Here is a 13477-nt window from a genome sequence, read left to right as displayed (position 1 = left end):
GTTGCCGCGGCCGTCGTCGGTGCCGACGCCGAGAACCGCGGTCACCTCGCGGCTGAAGCCGTCGTTGACATTGTCGGCCGGCAGCTTGAACTGCGACGGGTTGGTGGCCCCGCGCCGGGCGATTTCCTGGCGGATGTTGCCGACGCCGTCATAGTCGTTGTTGTGCTGATAGAAGCCGTACTGGGCGTCGATCTGCAGACCTTCGAAATCGCGGCGCATGATGAAGTTGACGACGCCGGCGATGGCGTCCGAACCGTAGACGGCCGAGGCGCCGCCGGTCAGCACCTCGACCCGCTCGACCAGCTGGCCGGGGATCTGGTTGAGGTCGGCGGCGATGCTGGTCGGCGAGCCGTAGGGCATGCGGCGGCCGTCGATCAGCACCAGGGTGCGGGCCGAGCCGAGGTTGCGCAGCGACACCGTGGCCGTGCCCGAGGCGCCGTTGGAGATCGCCGAGTTCTGCGCGGCGAAGGCCTGCGGCAATTCGGTGACCAGGTCCTCGACCCGGGTCACGCCGGCGCTGTCGATGTCCTCGCCGGTCACCTGGGTGACCGGGCTGGTGGTCACCAGGTTGGTCTGCGGGATGCGCGAGCCGGTGATGACGACCTCGCCGACGTCCGTCGCCTCGGGCTCCTGCGCCATGGCCGGCGCGGCGAAGGCAAGGGCGGCGAAGCCGCCGATCATCGTCGTCGACAGCAGCCGATTGCGGATTTTCTGGGTTCTCAAGGTCGTCTCCCCGATTGTTCACGGCGCCCGAAATCGGGTCGCCGCGGCTTGAACTGTGATATGGCTCTATGCCCCACGGACAGAATCCTGACCGCAGTTGGCCAAAGGTTACGCATCCCGGCGCCGGTTTCGCCAGAGAAATTACAGGGGTCTGGCCCTCTTCGAAGCGAGACTGTCGTATTTGGGCCACGATCCGGTCACAGCCCCGGCCGCGGCGCCGGTTGACCCGGGGCGGGTCTTGGCCGAGTGAATCGGGACCGCCGGACGGCGCAATTCTCGAGGGACAGCTGATGTCGATGATTTCCGCCCTGGCCGCGGCGGCGGCGCTTTCGGTCCAGGCGCCGACGCCCCAGGCCGGTCCGCCCCAGACCCGGCCCGAGGCGCTGGAGCGGGTCACCGCCTGCCGCGCCCTGACCGACGGACCGGCCCGGCTGGCCTGCTATGACGCCGCCGTCGGGGCGCTCGATTCGGCCGAACGCCAGGGCGAGGTGGTGGTCCTGGACCGCGCCCAGGTCGCCGAGACCCGGCGGCAGATGTTCGGCTTCTCGCTGCCGAGCCTGCCCCGGCTGTTCGGACCCGACGGCGGGAGCGAGCTCGATTCGATCGAGACGACCCTGAGCGGCGCCGCCCGGACCCTCGACGACCGCTGGATCTTCCGCCTCGCCGACGGCGGCGTCTGGCGCCAGGTCGAGGCCGGCCCGGTGCGCTTCCGCAACCGGGCCGGCGAGCCGGTGCGGATCCGCAGGGCCGCCTTCGGCAGCTTCCTCCTGACCGTCGGCGACAGCGCGGCGGTGCGGGTGCGGCGCCAGTAGCGCCGCCTACTCCAGCCCGACCTGACGCGGCGTGGCCGGCGGGGCGTCGATGTTGTCGCGCAGGCGCCGCGCGGCGTGCTCGCAGCGTCCGGGCAGGCCGAAGAACAGGCCGAAGGCCTGGCTGCGCACCGCCTCGTCCTGGCCGGCCAGCGGGGCCCATCTGGCCGTGGCCTCGGCGGCGGCGGCCTCGGCGGCGGCGCGGCTGGCGGCCGACTGGCGCGGCCGGGCCGAGTCGAGCGCGGCCCGGAAGTCGGCGGCCTCGAGCCGGCCGAGGCGGATGATGTCGCGGTCCAGCGGATCGGCGTCGGTCAGGCTCTCGCCCAGCGCCACATGGCCGTTCACCAGCGCCTCGCACCAGGCCACCAGCGGATAGTCCTGGTCCGGCGCGCCGCGCGGCAGGGGGTTGGCGTAGGCGACGGCCTCGCGGATGCGCAGGGCCTCGGCGGTCTCGCCGGAGGCCGGGGCGGCGGTGGCGACGGGGCCGTCCTGGCCGGAGGCGGGCGGCGTCTGGACGATCAGGACGGCGGCGAGGGCGAGGCTGGCGATCATGGCGGCTCCGGGGCGAGGGCGACGACGGGGTTTCGATGCCGCAACGCCCGAGCCCCCGCAATGGTTTTCGCGGCCGCCGTGCGACAGGCCGCATCCGGCGGGCCGCGACCTCGGCCGCGTTTCGCTATAGACCCCTTACCGGACCACGCCGACGCGGGCCGCATAGGGGGCCGGCTCGGGCGTGCAGGAGGCGAGGACGAGGTGCGCCGCCATGAGACAGAGGAAGGCGGTGGCGATGACCTGGAGCCGATTTGAAACAGCCAGGGCGATGGAAACGGCCATGTCGGGCACTCCGCGGAAGGTTTGCGAAGGGTTGACGCAAGGACCGGGCCCCGGCCGGGGGGCGCGCCGGTGATCCCCTTCGTGCGCCGGCCGGACGTGGTCCACGGCCGGGTCGAGCGGGTGTCGCCGCTGATCCGGCGGGTCGTCGCGGCCAATCCGGGACCGTTCACCTACACCGGGACGGGCACCTACATCGTCGGGCGCCCGGAGCCGGGGGCCGGGGCGGCGGTCATCGACCCCGGGCCGGCGGACGACGCCCACCTGGCGGCGCTGCTGGCGGCGGTCGAGGGCCAGACCGTCAGCCATGTGCTGGTCACCCACACCCACCGCGACCATTCCCCCCTCGCCCGGCCGTTCGCGGCGGCCGTCGGCGCGCCGGTGCTGGCCGCCCGCCCGCCGGCGCGGGGGGTCCACGCCTCGACGGCCTCCGAGGAGGACGACGACGAGAGCTTCGCCCCGGACCGGGTGCTGACCGGCGGCGAGACCCTGGCGGGCGACGGCTGGACCCTCGAGGCCATGGCCACCCCCGGGCACGCCTCGAACCACATGGCCTTCGTCCTGCGCGAGGAGAACGCCCTGTTCAGCGGCGACCATGTGATGGGCTGGTCGACGACGGTGGTGGCCCCGCCGGACGGCGACATGGCGGCCTATATGGCCAGTCTCGAGGCGGTCATCGCCCGCGGCTTCTCGACCATCTGGCCGACCCACGGCGCGCCGATCACCGAGCCGGGCCCGTTTCTCGAGGCCTATCGGGCGCACCGGCTCGAGCGGGAGGCGCAGATCCTGGCCCGGCTGGCCGCGGGGCCGCACCGCATCCCCGGCCTGGTCCCGGCCCTCTACGCCGCCGTCGACCCGCGCCTGTGGCCGGCGGCGGGCCTGTCGGTCTGGGCCCATCTGATCGCCCTGGAGCGGGCCGGCCGGGTCGCCGCCGCCCCGGACCCCGGCCTCGACGCCCTCTGGCGGCTGCGCTAGCTCTAGTCGAGGCCGCGCAGGCGCTCGCTGATCCGGGCGGCCAGCCGGCAGGCCTCGCCGCCGTGCGGCCGGCCGTCGCGCGCGGCGACCCGGACGTCGGTGCGGCCGGGGCGGATGCGGATGACGGCGTCATGGACGGTCCCGAACCAGAAGCCGCGCCGGGTTCCGGCCGCGCGGGCGACGGTGACGTTCCCCTGCAGGGTGAAGCCGGACTCCTGCAGCGCCCAGACGGCCGAGGCGGGGGCCACCTGGGTCATGGCCGGAACCGCGCCGGGGCAGGACTCGACGCCGCCGGTGCGGTCGGGCCGCGCCGCCCCGCGCCGGGCCTCGAGGGCGCCGAAGCCGGGGATTTCGGCCATGTCGGTGCTGATGTCGTCCGGCGGGGCCGACAGGCCGCGCGACATCTGCCAAGCGTAGACGCCGGCGGTCCCGGCCGCTACGGCCAGGGCGGCCAGGGCCAGCCACAGCGGCGCGCGGCGGCGCAGGGCGGCGACCAGCAGGGCCAGGGCCGCGCCTCCGCCGAGCCCCGCCAGGGCCAGGCCGACGCGCAGGGTCAGCAGGTCATGGCCGACGGCGTAGCTCCACAGGCCGGTGCGCGCGCCCAGGGCGGCGACCAGCACGGTCAGCGGGGCCAGACAGGCCAGGGCCGCCAGCAGATGGCCCCCCTCGCCCCGGCCGCCGCGCCGCGCCATCGGCTCAGCCCGCCGTCGGCAGGCGGTAGTCCTTCATCCGCTCGCGCACCAGCTTCTTGTCGATCTTGCCGGTGGCGCCGAGCGGAATGTCGTCGACGAAGACGACGTCGTCCGGCATCCACCATTTGGCGATCTTGCCCTGCAGGAAGTCGAGATGCTCCTGCTTGTTCTCGCTCTCGCCGGGCTTGAGCTTGACGATCAGCACCGGGCGCTCGTCCCATTTGGGATGGGGCGCGCCGATCACCGCGGCCAGTTCGACCTTGGGGTGGCCGACGGCGATGTTCTCGATCTCGATCGAGCTGATCCACTCGCCGCCGGACTTGATGACGTCCTTGGCGCGGTCGGTGATCTGCATGAAGCCCTGCTCGTCGACCGTGGCGACGTCGCCGGTGTCGAAGAAACCCTCGTGGTCGAGGATGTCGCCGCCCTCGCCCTTGAAATAGGCCCCGGCCACGGTCGCCCCCCGGACCATCAGGCGGCCGTAGGTGTGCCCGTCGTGGGGCATCTCCTGGCCGGCGTAGTTCTTCAGCTTCAGTTCGACCCCGAGCGGCGGCTGGCCCTGCTTGACCCGCCACTTCATCTGCTCGTCATAGGGCAGGGCCTTCAGCTCCGGCGGCAGGTTGGACAGGGTGCCGATCGGCGAGGTCTCGGTCATGCCCCAGCCCTGCAGCACCTCGACGCCGAATTCTTCCTGGAAGGCGCGGATCAGGCTCTCGGGCACGGCCGAGCCGCCGATCAGCACGCGCTTGACGCTCGGGATCTTCAGGTCGTTCTCGCGGAGATGGGTCAGCAGCCCCTGCCAGACGGTCGGCACCGCCGCCGAAAAGGTCACGCCCTCGCTCTCGATCAGCTCGTAGATGGCCGCCCCGTCCATGCGCGCGCCCGGCATGACCAGTTTCGATCCCGCCGCCGGCCCCCCGAAGGCGATGCCCCAGGCGTTGGCGTGGAACATCGGCACCACCGGCAGGATGACCTCGCTCGGCGTCGCCCCGAGCACCGTCGTCTGCAGGCCGAGCAGGGTGTGGAGGAAGTTGGAGCGGTGCGAATACAGCACCCCCTTGGGATTGCCCGTGGTGCCCGAGGTGTAGCACAGGCCGCAGGCGGTCCGTTCGTCGAACCCGCCCCACCGGACGTCCTCCGAGGCGGTCGACAGCAGCGCCTCGTAGCATTCCGCGCCCGGCAGGCCGGTGGCCGGCATGTGCAGTTCGTCGGTCATGACCACGACCCGCTCGACCGAGGGGCAGTGCGGCAGCACCGCCTCGAGCAGGGGGATGAAGGTCAGGTCGACGAAGATGATTTTGTCTTCGGCGTGGTTGATGATGTAGGCCAGCTGTTCCGGGAACAGCCGCGGGTTGAGGGTGTGGCAGACCGCGCCGATGCCCATGATGCCGTACCAGGCCTCGATGTGGCGGCCGCTGTTCCAGGCCAGGGTGGCGACGCGGTCGCCGAGCTGGACGTCCCAGCCCCTGAGCACGCTGGAGACCCGCTTGGCCCGGGCGTGGATCTCGGCATAGGTGGTGCGGACGATCGGCCCCTCGACCGAGCGGGTGACGACCTCCCTGCGGCCGTGCCAATTGCTCGCATGGTCGATGATCTTGTCGACCGTCAGCGGCCAGTCCTGCATCAATCCCAGCATCGGCATCCCTCGCACGCGCCCGCTGACCGGGGCGCTTGGCCGGCACGCTACCGGCTCGATCCGCAACAGGCAACGTGACGCAAGGTCAGCCTCGGCGGCCGGCGCTGGCGATTTCCGGCGTCGGCCCCTGGAGCCTGGTCGGTTGAGGAGGACTCGCTTCGCGATTCCGCCGATGCCGTGAATCAGGCTCCAGCATGATGCTGGAACGAAGATCCGGGTTTGGACGCGATCGCGTCCAAACCGATTTCGCTCTAGAACACCCCGATGTCCATCCTCGTCGCCATCACCGGCGGCTCCGGCTCCGGCAAGAGCACCCTGGCCGAGACCCTGGTCGCCGCCCTGCCCGCCGGCTCGGCCGTGCTGGTGCGCGAGGATTCCTATTACCGCGACGCCGCCAGCCTGCCCGGGTTCGACCCCGCCCGCTTCGACTTCGACGACGTGGCGGCGCGCGACCACGAGCTGATGATCCGCGACCTCGCCGCCCTGAAGGCCGGGCGGGATATCGTCGCGCCGGTCTATTCCTTCATCCGCCACGGCCGCGAACCGGGCGGCGAACCGGTGCCGGCGGCCGAGGTGGTGATCGTCGAGGGCGCCCATGTGCTGTGCACGCCCGGCCTGGTCGAGCTGTTCGACATCCGCGTGTTCGTCGACACGCCCGCGGACATCCGCTTCATCCGCCGGCTGCTGCGCGACCAGGCCGAGCGGGGCCGCACCGCCGATTCGGTGATCCGCCAATACCTCTCCACCGTCCGCCCCGGACATGAGCGGCTGACCGAGCCGTCGCGGGTCAACGCCGACTTCATCGTCGCCGACGCCACCGCCGCCGTGCGGCTGGAGGACCCGCAGGCGGTGGTCCGGCTGGCCGCCCCGGTGCTGGCCCACCCGCTGCTGGCGGGCCTCCTGGCGGGCCGGCCCCGGACCGCCGGCCGGCGCCCTTGACCGGATCACCGGGCCGGGCTCTGCTCGGCCCTCACCCAGGCGATCCCATGCACGGCCCGGCCGACCTTCCGCACGACATTTCCGAGGCCAAGCGCCGACTCATCGTCCGGCGCGCGCGCGAGCATTTCATCAGCGAGGGCTACGCCGCCACCCGGATGGAGCCGATCGCCCGTGAAGCCGGGGTGTCGACCGCCACCCTCTACATCCTGTTCAGCGGCAAGGCGGCCCTGTTCTCGGCGGTGATCGACGACGCGGCCGAGGATTTCGCCCGCCGGATGGACGGCGTCCGGGCGGTCGAGGGCGACGCCCGCGCCACCCTGACCAGTTTCGCGGAAGCCTACGCCGGCTTCATGGGCGAGCCCTTCGTCCGCTCTGTCTTCAGGCTGGTGATCGCCGAACGACCGCGCATGGAGGCCGTGGCCCTGCGCTTCTTCGACAAGGGCCGCACGGAGTTCGGCGGCGCCCTGATCGCCGCGCTGGAGCGGCTGTCCGGGTCCGGGGCGCTGAAACCGCTCGAGCGGCCCTCCTGGGCCGCCGGCCAGCTGATGGGCATGATCGAACACCCGGTCTTCCTGGTGCCGCTGGTCACCGGCGAGGAGGTGCGGGCGCGGCGATCGCCCGCCGAGGTGGCCGGGGCGGCGGTCGAGACCTTTCTCGCCCGCTACGGAGCCTGACCGGTCAGGGCCACAGCCGCGTCTTCGCCCAGCCGGTCCCGGCCCGGTCGAAGCGCAGCCGGTCGTGCAGGCGGAACGGCCGGTCGCGCCAGAATTCGACGCTGTCCGCAACGACCCGCCAGCCGGTCCAGCGCTCGGGCCGCGGCACGTCGCCGTCGGCGAACCGGGCGGTCTCGCGGGCCACGGCGCGCTCGAGCGTCTCGCGACTGTCGAGCGGCCGCGACTGTTCCGAGACCCAGGCCCCGATGCGGCTCTCGCGCGCCCGGCTGGCGAAATAGGCGTCGGCCTCGGCGGCGCTGACCGGCTCGACCGGGCCGCGCACCCGCACCTGCCGCCGCAGCGACTTCCAGTGGAACAGCAGGGCCGCCGAGGGATGGGCGGCCAGATCGAGGCCCTTGGCGCTCTCGCGGTTGGAGTAGAAGGTGAAGCCGCGCGCGTCGACGTCCTTGAGCAGGAGCACCCGCGCATCGGGCCGGCCGGCGGCGTCCACCGTGGCCAGGGTCATGGCGTTGGGATCGTTCGGTTCGGTCGCCTTCGCGTCCGCCAGCCAGTCGAGAAACAGCCCGACCGGCTCGGACCGGTCGAAAATGGTTTCGTCGCCGTTGGCGGCCAGGGCGGCGGCGTACTGCTCCGCATATTCCTCGCGGGTCGGGCTGGGCGGAATCACGGGCGCGGTCATGGACGCCAGATAGACCTTTGCGACCGCCCTGGGGAGGGGCTCACGGTTAACCCGGTCTTGACCATGTCTGCGGCCTTAGTGGCGGATGCGCGCCCGATCGCACTCCGAAGTCGCCTCCCTCGCCGAGGCCCGCGCCCTGCTCGGCCTGACCGGCCCGGCCGAGGGCGAGGCCCTGACCGCGGCCTTCCGGGCGGCGGTGAAGGCGGCGCACCCCGCGGCTCCCGGCGGCGACGCCGACCGCTTCCGCCGGGTGATCGCGGCCTGGCGGCTGATCCAGAGCCGGGACCGCCCGCGGGCGCTGGCCGGCCCCGTTTCGCCGCCGCCCGCCCCGCCCGTGGTCGTCATCGGGCCGATGGAGGCGCTCAGGGGCGGACGGGTCGCGCTGCGCTTCGGCCGGCGGACGCTCGATATCCGCCTGCCCAAGGGCCTGCGCAGCGGCGAACACCTGCGGCTTAAGGCCGCCGGTCCCGCGGGCGCCGACGTCTATCTGCCGGTGCTGATCCGTCGCGCGGACGGGCTCAGCGTGCTCGGCGACGACCTGTTCATGGACTGGCCCGTGCCGACCCGGCTGATCGAGGACGGCGGCCGGCTGGAGATCGACACCCACGCCGGAACCCGCTCCGCCTGGATCGTGGCCGGGCAGGCGCCGCTGCGCCTCCGCCTCAGGAATCTGGGCCTGCCGGCCCGCGGCGCCCGGCGTCAGGGCCACCTGTTCGTCAATCTCCAGCCGTCCGGCGACGCGCCCTCCGCCGCCGAGTATCTGCTGGTCCGCTTCACCCGCGTCTGGACGCCGGACCGGCTGGCGGCCTAAGCCACAGTCCGACATGTCCCACAACAGCTTCGGCCATCTGTTCCGCGTGACCACCTGGGGCGAGAGCCACGGGCCGGCGATCGGCTGCGTCATCGACGGCTGCCCGCCGCTGATCCCCCTGACCGCGGCCGACCTGCAGCCGTGGCTGGACCGGCGCAAGCCGGGCGGCTCCCGCTTCGTCACCCAGCGGCGGGAGAGCGACACGGCGCGGATCCTGTCGGGCGTGTTCGACGACGGGAACGGCCCGGTCACCACCGGAACCCCCATCGCCATCCAGATCGACAACGAGGACGCCCGCTCCAGGGACTATGGCGACATCGCCCGCGCCTTCCGCCCCGGCCACGCCGATTTCACCTACCAGGCCAAATACGGGGTCCGCGACCCTCGCGGCGGCGGCCGCTCCTCGGCCCGCGAGACGGCCATGCGGGTGGCGGCGGGGGCGGTGGCGCGCAAGGTGCTGGGCGAGGCGGTGCGCATCCGCGCCGGCGTGGTCCAGCTGGGCCCGCACCGGATCGCCCCAGAGGCGGTGGATTTCGACGCGGTTTACGACAACCCCCTGTTCGCGGCCTCGGCCGAGGTGGTTCCGGCGTGGGAGGATTATCTCGACGGCGTCCGCAAGGCCGGCTCGTCGATCGGGGCGGTGGTGGCGCTGGAGGTGACGGGCGTCCCCGCCGGCTGGGGCGCGCCGGTCTATGGCAAGCTCGACGCCGAACTGGCCGCGGCGATGATGTCGATCAACGCGGTCAAGGGCGTCGAGATCGGGGCCGGATTCGGCGCGGCCGAGCTGTCGGGCGAGGCCAACGCCGACCCGATGCGTCTGGGCGAAGACGGGCGGCCGGTGTTCCTGTCCAACCACGCCGGCGGGGTGCTGGGCGGCATTTCGACCGGCCAGCCGCTCACCGCCCGCGTCGCCTTCAAGCCCACCTCCTCGATCCTGACCCCGGGCCGGACCATCACCCGCGACGGGGCCGAGACCGAGGTCGCGACCCGGGGCCGCCACGACCCCTGCGTGGCCCTGCGCGGCGTGCCGGTGGTCGAGGCCATGGCCGCCTGCGTGCTGGCCGACGCGATGCTGAGGCACCGGGCGCAGACGGGTTGAACTATCACTTCGGATTGTATATACGATATGATCGAGTTCGACCCGAAGAAGGACGCCGCCAACCTCGCCAAGCACGGCGTTTCTCTGGCCAGAGCCGCTGACATGACCATCGAAGGCGTCCGCCCCGATCCCTATCTCTACGAAAGCCGGGTGCGCGCATATGGCAGAATCGACGGCGAGAAATACTGCTTGATCTATGTCGAGCGCGGCGGACGGGTCAGGGCCATAAGTCTGAGACGCAGCCATGCGAAGGAATACGACCGTCATGTCCTCAAACATTAAGAAGCCGGACGTCTTCGACGACGACTTCGAACCCGATCTGACCGATCCTGAGAATCCGGAGTGGACCGAGGAGGACTTCGCGAAAGCTCTGCGACCCGAGCAGTTCCCGGACTACATATTCGAGGCCTTCCCAAACACACCTCGTCCGGCGTCTCGCGGGCCACAGAAAGCCGCGACCAAACGCCCGATCTCCCTCCGCGTCGACGCCGACGTATTGGAGCGCTATCGCGCCACCGGTCCGGGTTGGCAGGGCCGCATGAACGACGCGTTGCGCAAGGCCATGCCGAACGGGACTTGAGACATGGCCCGTCCTTCGAAGGACGTTTTGCGACAGCTACGACTGTGGTTCGCGTTTCGTGGGGACGTGATCGGTCTCCCGCTCATGATCGGCAGCGTCGCGCTCGTTCTCTGCCTGGTCGCCTGGGCGGCCCTTCCGACAGGCGCGCCAACCCCAGCCGAAGGACGGATCACCGGCATGAGATTCATCGAGCGAGACGAGGGCTCCTTCATGACAGCATCGGTTGAGGTTGAAGGTCGAATTGTTCGTGTGCGTCTGCCGACGCGACATGGATGTCGGACTGGCGACCGTTTGCAACTTCAGAAATGGCCGCATCGCTGGGGGGGACGGCTGCGCGTCGCTCCTGAAAGATGGCCCTGCGCGCGTTAAGTCCCCTTCAGCCACCAACACTGTTACCTATATGGCTCCCGACCGGCGCGACACAGGATGCGCGCCCCAATCGGGAGACCCCCCATGATCGACGTCCGCCCCTTCTCCAGCCTCGGCGGCGGCGACCACGGCTGGCTGAACGCCAGACACCATTTCTCCTTCGCCGACTATTACGACCCGTCCCGCATGGGCTGGGGCCGGCTGCGCGTCTGGAACGACGACGAGATCGCCGCGAAATCCGGCTTTCCGCCCCACCCCCACGCCGACATGGAGATCATCACCTATGTCCGCGCCGGGGCCATCACCCATGAGGATTCCATGGGCAACCGGGGCCGCACCGGCGCGGGCGACGTGCAGGTGATGAGCGCGGGCACGGGGGTGCGCCACTCGGAGTTCAATCTGGAGGACGAGACCACCACCCTGTTCCAGATCTGGATCGAAGCGGACCAGCGCGGCGCCAAACCCGCCTGGGGCGCCAAGGTGTTTCCCAGGGTCGACCGCAGCGGGACTTTCTCGGTGCTGGCCTCGGGCGATCCGGGCGACGAGGCGACTTTTGGGTCCTTGGCCATCAACGCCGACGCCCGGGTGTTGGGCGCGACCCTGAACGCGGGCGAGAGCCTGACCTACAGCCTCGGCGAAGGCCGGCGCGCCTATCTGGTCCCCGCCGTCGGCGCGGTCGAGGTCAACGGCGTCCCCCTGAACGCCCGCGACGGCGCGGCCATCAAGGACGAGGCCGGGATCACCGTCACGGCCACGTCCGACGCCGAACTGGTGATGGTCGACAGCCTCTGAGGTTTGCGAGTGTCGTCGGTGTCTCGCATGTCGACGATGTCACGGCCGCCCATGTAGCGGGAGTCTTGCCCGAAATGTATTGGTCGGCGAACCCTCACCGCAGATAGAAAAACCCCGCCCGGATCGCTCCGGGCGGGGTCTTTTTCTGGTCAATGCGTCGCGACCACCGTGCCGGGGTCCTGCACCGGCGGAGGCGGCGGCAGGGGCTCGGCGGCCTCGTCCCATTCGACCGGGGTCAGCACGCCGGTCAGGGCCCATTTCAGCGCCTCGTCGGCGGTCTTGATCGGGACGATCTCCAGCGCGCCCTTCACATTGTCGGGCACCTCGGCGAGGTCCTTCTCATTCTCCTCCGGGATCAGCACCGTCCTGATGCCCGAGCGCAGCGCCGCCAGCAGCTTCTCCTTCAGGCCGCCGATGGCGGTGACCCGGCCGCGCAGGGTGATCTCGCCGGTCATGGCGATGTCCTTGCGCACCGGAACGCCGGTCAGGACCGAGACCATGGCCACCGTCATCGCCACCCCGGCCGACGGGCCGTCCTTGGGCGTCGCGCCGTCGGGCACGTGCACGTGGATGTCGGTCTTCTCGAACACCGGCGGCTTGACCCCGAAGCTCAGCGAACGGGCCCGGACATAGGAGGCGGCGGCGGAGATCGACTCCTTCATCACCTCCTTCAGGTTGCCGGTCACGGTCATGCGGCCGCGGCCCGGCATCTTGATCGCCTCGATGGTCAGGATGTCGCCGCCGAACTCGGTCCAGGCCAGGCCGGTGACGATGCCGACCTGGTCCTCCTCGTCCGTCTCGCCGTAACGGTATTTCCGCACGCCGGCGTATTCGGCCAGCTTGGCCGGGTCGACGGTGATCGACAGCGTCTTCTCCCGCGCCATCTCGCGCACCGCCTTGCGGGCCAGGCTGCCCAGCGCCCGCTCCAGCGAGCGCACGCCGGCTTCGCGCGTATAGTAGCGGATCAGGTCGCGGATGGTGTCGTCGGGCACCACGAACTCGGCCGGCGTCAGGCCGTTGTCGGCGGTCACCTTGGGCAGGACGTGGCGCTTGGCGATCTCGACCTTCTCGTCCTCGGTGTAGCCCGACACCCGGATGATCTCCATCCGGTCCATCAGCGGCTGCGGCATGTTCAGGCTGTTGGCCGTGGTCACGAACATGACGTTGCTGAGGTCGTAGTCGACCTCGAGGTAGTGGTCGCCGAACGCATTGTTCTGGGCCGGGTCCAGCACCTCGAGCAGGGCCGAGGACGGGTCGCCCCGCCAGTCGGCGCCCAGTTTGTCGATCTCGTCCAGCAGGACGAAGGCGTTGGTTGTCTTGGCCTTTTTCATCGACTGGATGATCTTGCCCGGCATCGAGCCGATATAGGTCCGGCGGTGGCCGCGGATCTCCGCCTCGTCGCGGACGCCGCCCAGCGACATGCGCACATATTCGCGTCCGGTCGCCTTGGCGATCGACCGGGCCAGCGAGGTCTTGCCGACGCCCGGAGGGCCGACGAGGCACAGGATCGGGCCCTTCAGGCTGTTGGTGCGCGCCTGCACGGCCAGGTATTCGATGATCCGTTCCTTGACCTTCTCAAGGCCGTAGTGGTCCTCCTCGAGGATGGCCTCGGCCTTGTCGAGGTCGATCGGCCTGGTCTTGGCCTTGCCCCACGGGATCGACAGCAGCCAGTCGAGGTAGTTGCGCACCACCGTCGATTCCGCCGACATCGGGCTCATGTTGCGCAGCTTCTTGACCTCGGCCTCGGCCTTGGTCCGGGCTTCCTTCGAGAGGCGCGTCTTACGGATGCGCTTCTCCAGCTCCATGATCTCGTCGCGGGCGTCGTCGGTCTCGCCCAGCTCGCGCTGGATCGCCTTCATCTGCTCGTT

16 protein-coding genes are annotated in these 13477 nt (G+C 71.0%); 9 read left to right on the top strand and 7 right to left on the bottom strand.

The annotated features are described in order from the left end of the window. Window positions 1-723, bottom strand: a 723-nt coding sequence (locus Q0588_RS09865; protein WP_298745786.1) for a TonB-dependent receptor plug domain-containing protein, incomplete at its 3' end; no start/stop codon positions are given. A 290-nt stretch (window positions 724-1013) separates the two neighbouring features. On the opposite strand from Q0588_RS09865, the gene Q0588_RS09860 reads away from it, so the two are divergent. Further along, a complete protein-coding gene (locus tag Q0588_RS09860; RefSeq protein WP_298745785.1) occupies window positions 1014-1535 on the top strand; it encodes a hypothetical protein in 522 nt (173 codons plus the stop codon). 6 nt (window positions 1536-1541) lie between these two features. On the opposite strand, the gene Q0588_RS09855 is transcribed toward Q0588_RS09860, so the two are convergent. Together Q0588_RS09855 and Q0588_RS09850 are read right to left on the bottom strand one after the other, a co-directional pair. Beyond that, window positions 1542-2084 (bottom strand): hypothetical protein, encoded by a 543-nt coding sequence (locus Q0588_RS09855; RefSeq protein ID WP_298745784.1) that lies wholly within the window; start codon window positions 2082-2084, stop codon window positions 1542-1544. A 135-nt stretch (window positions 2085-2219) separates the two neighbouring features. Further along, window positions 2220-2366, bottom strand: coding sequence for a hypothetical protein (locus Q0588_RS09850; protein ID WP_298745783.1), 147 nt, complete (start codon window positions 2364-2366; stop codon window positions 2220-2222). 69 nt (window positions 2367-2435) lie between these two features. Between Q0588_RS09850 and Q0588_RS09845 the strand changes: the two genes are divergently transcribed. Continuing rightward, window positions 2436-3338, top strand: a complete 903-nt coding sequence (locus Q0588_RS09845) for an MBL fold metallo-hydrolase (RefSeq protein ID WP_298745782.1) — start codon at window positions 2436-2438, stop codon at window positions 3336-3338. 2 nt (window positions 3339-3340) lie between these two features. On the opposite strand, the gene Q0588_RS09840 is transcribed toward Q0588_RS09845, so the two are convergent. Next, window positions 3341-4030: a DUF1499 domain-containing protein gene (locus Q0588_RS09840; protein ID WP_298745781.1), complete on the bottom strand. Its 690-nt coding sequence runs from the start codon at window positions 4028-4030 to the stop codon at window positions 3341-3343. A gap of 4 nt (window positions 4031-4034) precedes the next feature. Continuing rightward, entirely contained in the window at window positions 4035-5666 is a 1632-nt protein-coding gene (locus Q0588_RS09835) for a long-chain-fatty-acid--CoA ligase (protein ID WP_298745780.1), read from the bottom strand. Between the two features lie 264 nt (window positions 5667-5930). Between Q0588_RS09835 and udk the strand changes: the two genes are divergently transcribed. Both udk and Q0588_RS09825 read left to right on the top strand, forming a co-directional pair. Next, entirely contained in the window at window positions 5931-6605 is a 675-nt protein-coding gene (gene udk / locus Q0588_RS09830) for a uridine kinase (RefSeq protein ID WP_298745779.1), read from the top strand. A 47-nt stretch (window positions 6606-6652) separates the two neighbouring features. Next, window positions 6653-7279, top strand: a complete 627-nt coding sequence (locus tag Q0588_RS09825) for a TetR/AcrR family transcriptional regulator (protein ID WP_298745778.1) — start codon at window positions 6653-6655, stop codon at window positions 7277-7279. A gap of 4 nt (window positions 7280-7283) precedes the next feature. Here Q0588_RS09825 and pdxH read toward each other — a convergent pair whose 3' ends face one another. Then, window positions 7284-7958 carry a pyridoxamine 5'-phosphate oxidase gene (gene pdxH / locus Q0588_RS09820; protein WP_298745777.1) on the bottom strand — a complete coding sequence of 225 codons (675 nt, stop codon included), beginning with the start codon at window positions 7956-7958 and terminating at the stop codon, window positions 7284-7286. Window positions 7959-8043: 85 nt separating this feature from the next. Here pdxH and Q0588_RS09815 point away from each other — a divergent pair, with 85 nt between their 5' ends. From Q0588_RS09815 to Q0588_RS09795, 5 genes are all read left to right on the top strand, one after another. Continuing rightward, window positions 8044-8769 (top strand): DnaJ C-terminal domain-containing protein, encoded by a 726-nt coding sequence (locus Q0588_RS09815; RefSeq protein ID WP_298745776.1) that lies wholly within the window; start codon window positions 8044-8046, stop codon window positions 8767-8769. Window positions 8770-8782: 13 nt separating this feature from the next. Beyond that, window positions 8783-9868, top strand: a complete 1086-nt coding sequence (aroC, locus tag Q0588_RS09810) for a chorismate synthase (RefSeq protein WP_298745775.1) — start codon at window positions 8783-8785, stop codon at window positions 9866-9868. 27 nt (window positions 9869-9895) lie between these two features. Beyond that, window positions 9896-10150, top strand: a complete 255-nt coding sequence (locus Q0588_RS09805; protein ID WP_298745774.1) for a BrnT family toxin — start codon at window positions 9896-9898, stop codon at window positions 10148-10150. Beyond that, complete coding sequence (locus tag Q0588_RS09800; RefSeq protein WP_298745773.1) at window positions 10134-10448, top strand: BrnA antitoxin family protein; 315 nt, start codon at window positions 10134-10136, stop codon at window positions 10446-10448. The genes Q0588_RS09805 and Q0588_RS09800 overlap by 17 nt, the downstream gene beginning before the upstream one ends. A 453-nt stretch (window positions 10449-10901) precedes the next feature. Continuing rightward, the gene (locus Q0588_RS09795) at window positions 10902-11609 is read left to right on the top strand and encodes a pirin family protein (protein WP_298745772.1); all 708 of its coding nucleotides are present in this window, start codon (window positions 10902-10904) and stop codon (window positions 11607-11609) included. A 149-nt stretch (window positions 11610-11758) separates the two neighbouring features. Here the strand turns inward: Q0588_RS09795 and lon are convergent. After that, the coding region (gene lon / locus Q0588_RS09790) for an endopeptidase La (RefSeq protein ID WP_298745771.1) at window positions 11759-13477 on the bottom strand (1719 nt) is incomplete at its 5' end.

Source organism: uncultured Brevundimonas sp. (assembly GCF_937870815.1).
Taxonomy (GTDB): domain Bacteria; phylum Pseudomonadota; class Alphaproteobacteria; order Caulobacterales; family Caulobacteraceae; genus Brevundimonas.
Note: the sequence above shows the minus strand (reverse complement) of the source record. Positions and strands in the feature narration are given on the sequence as shown.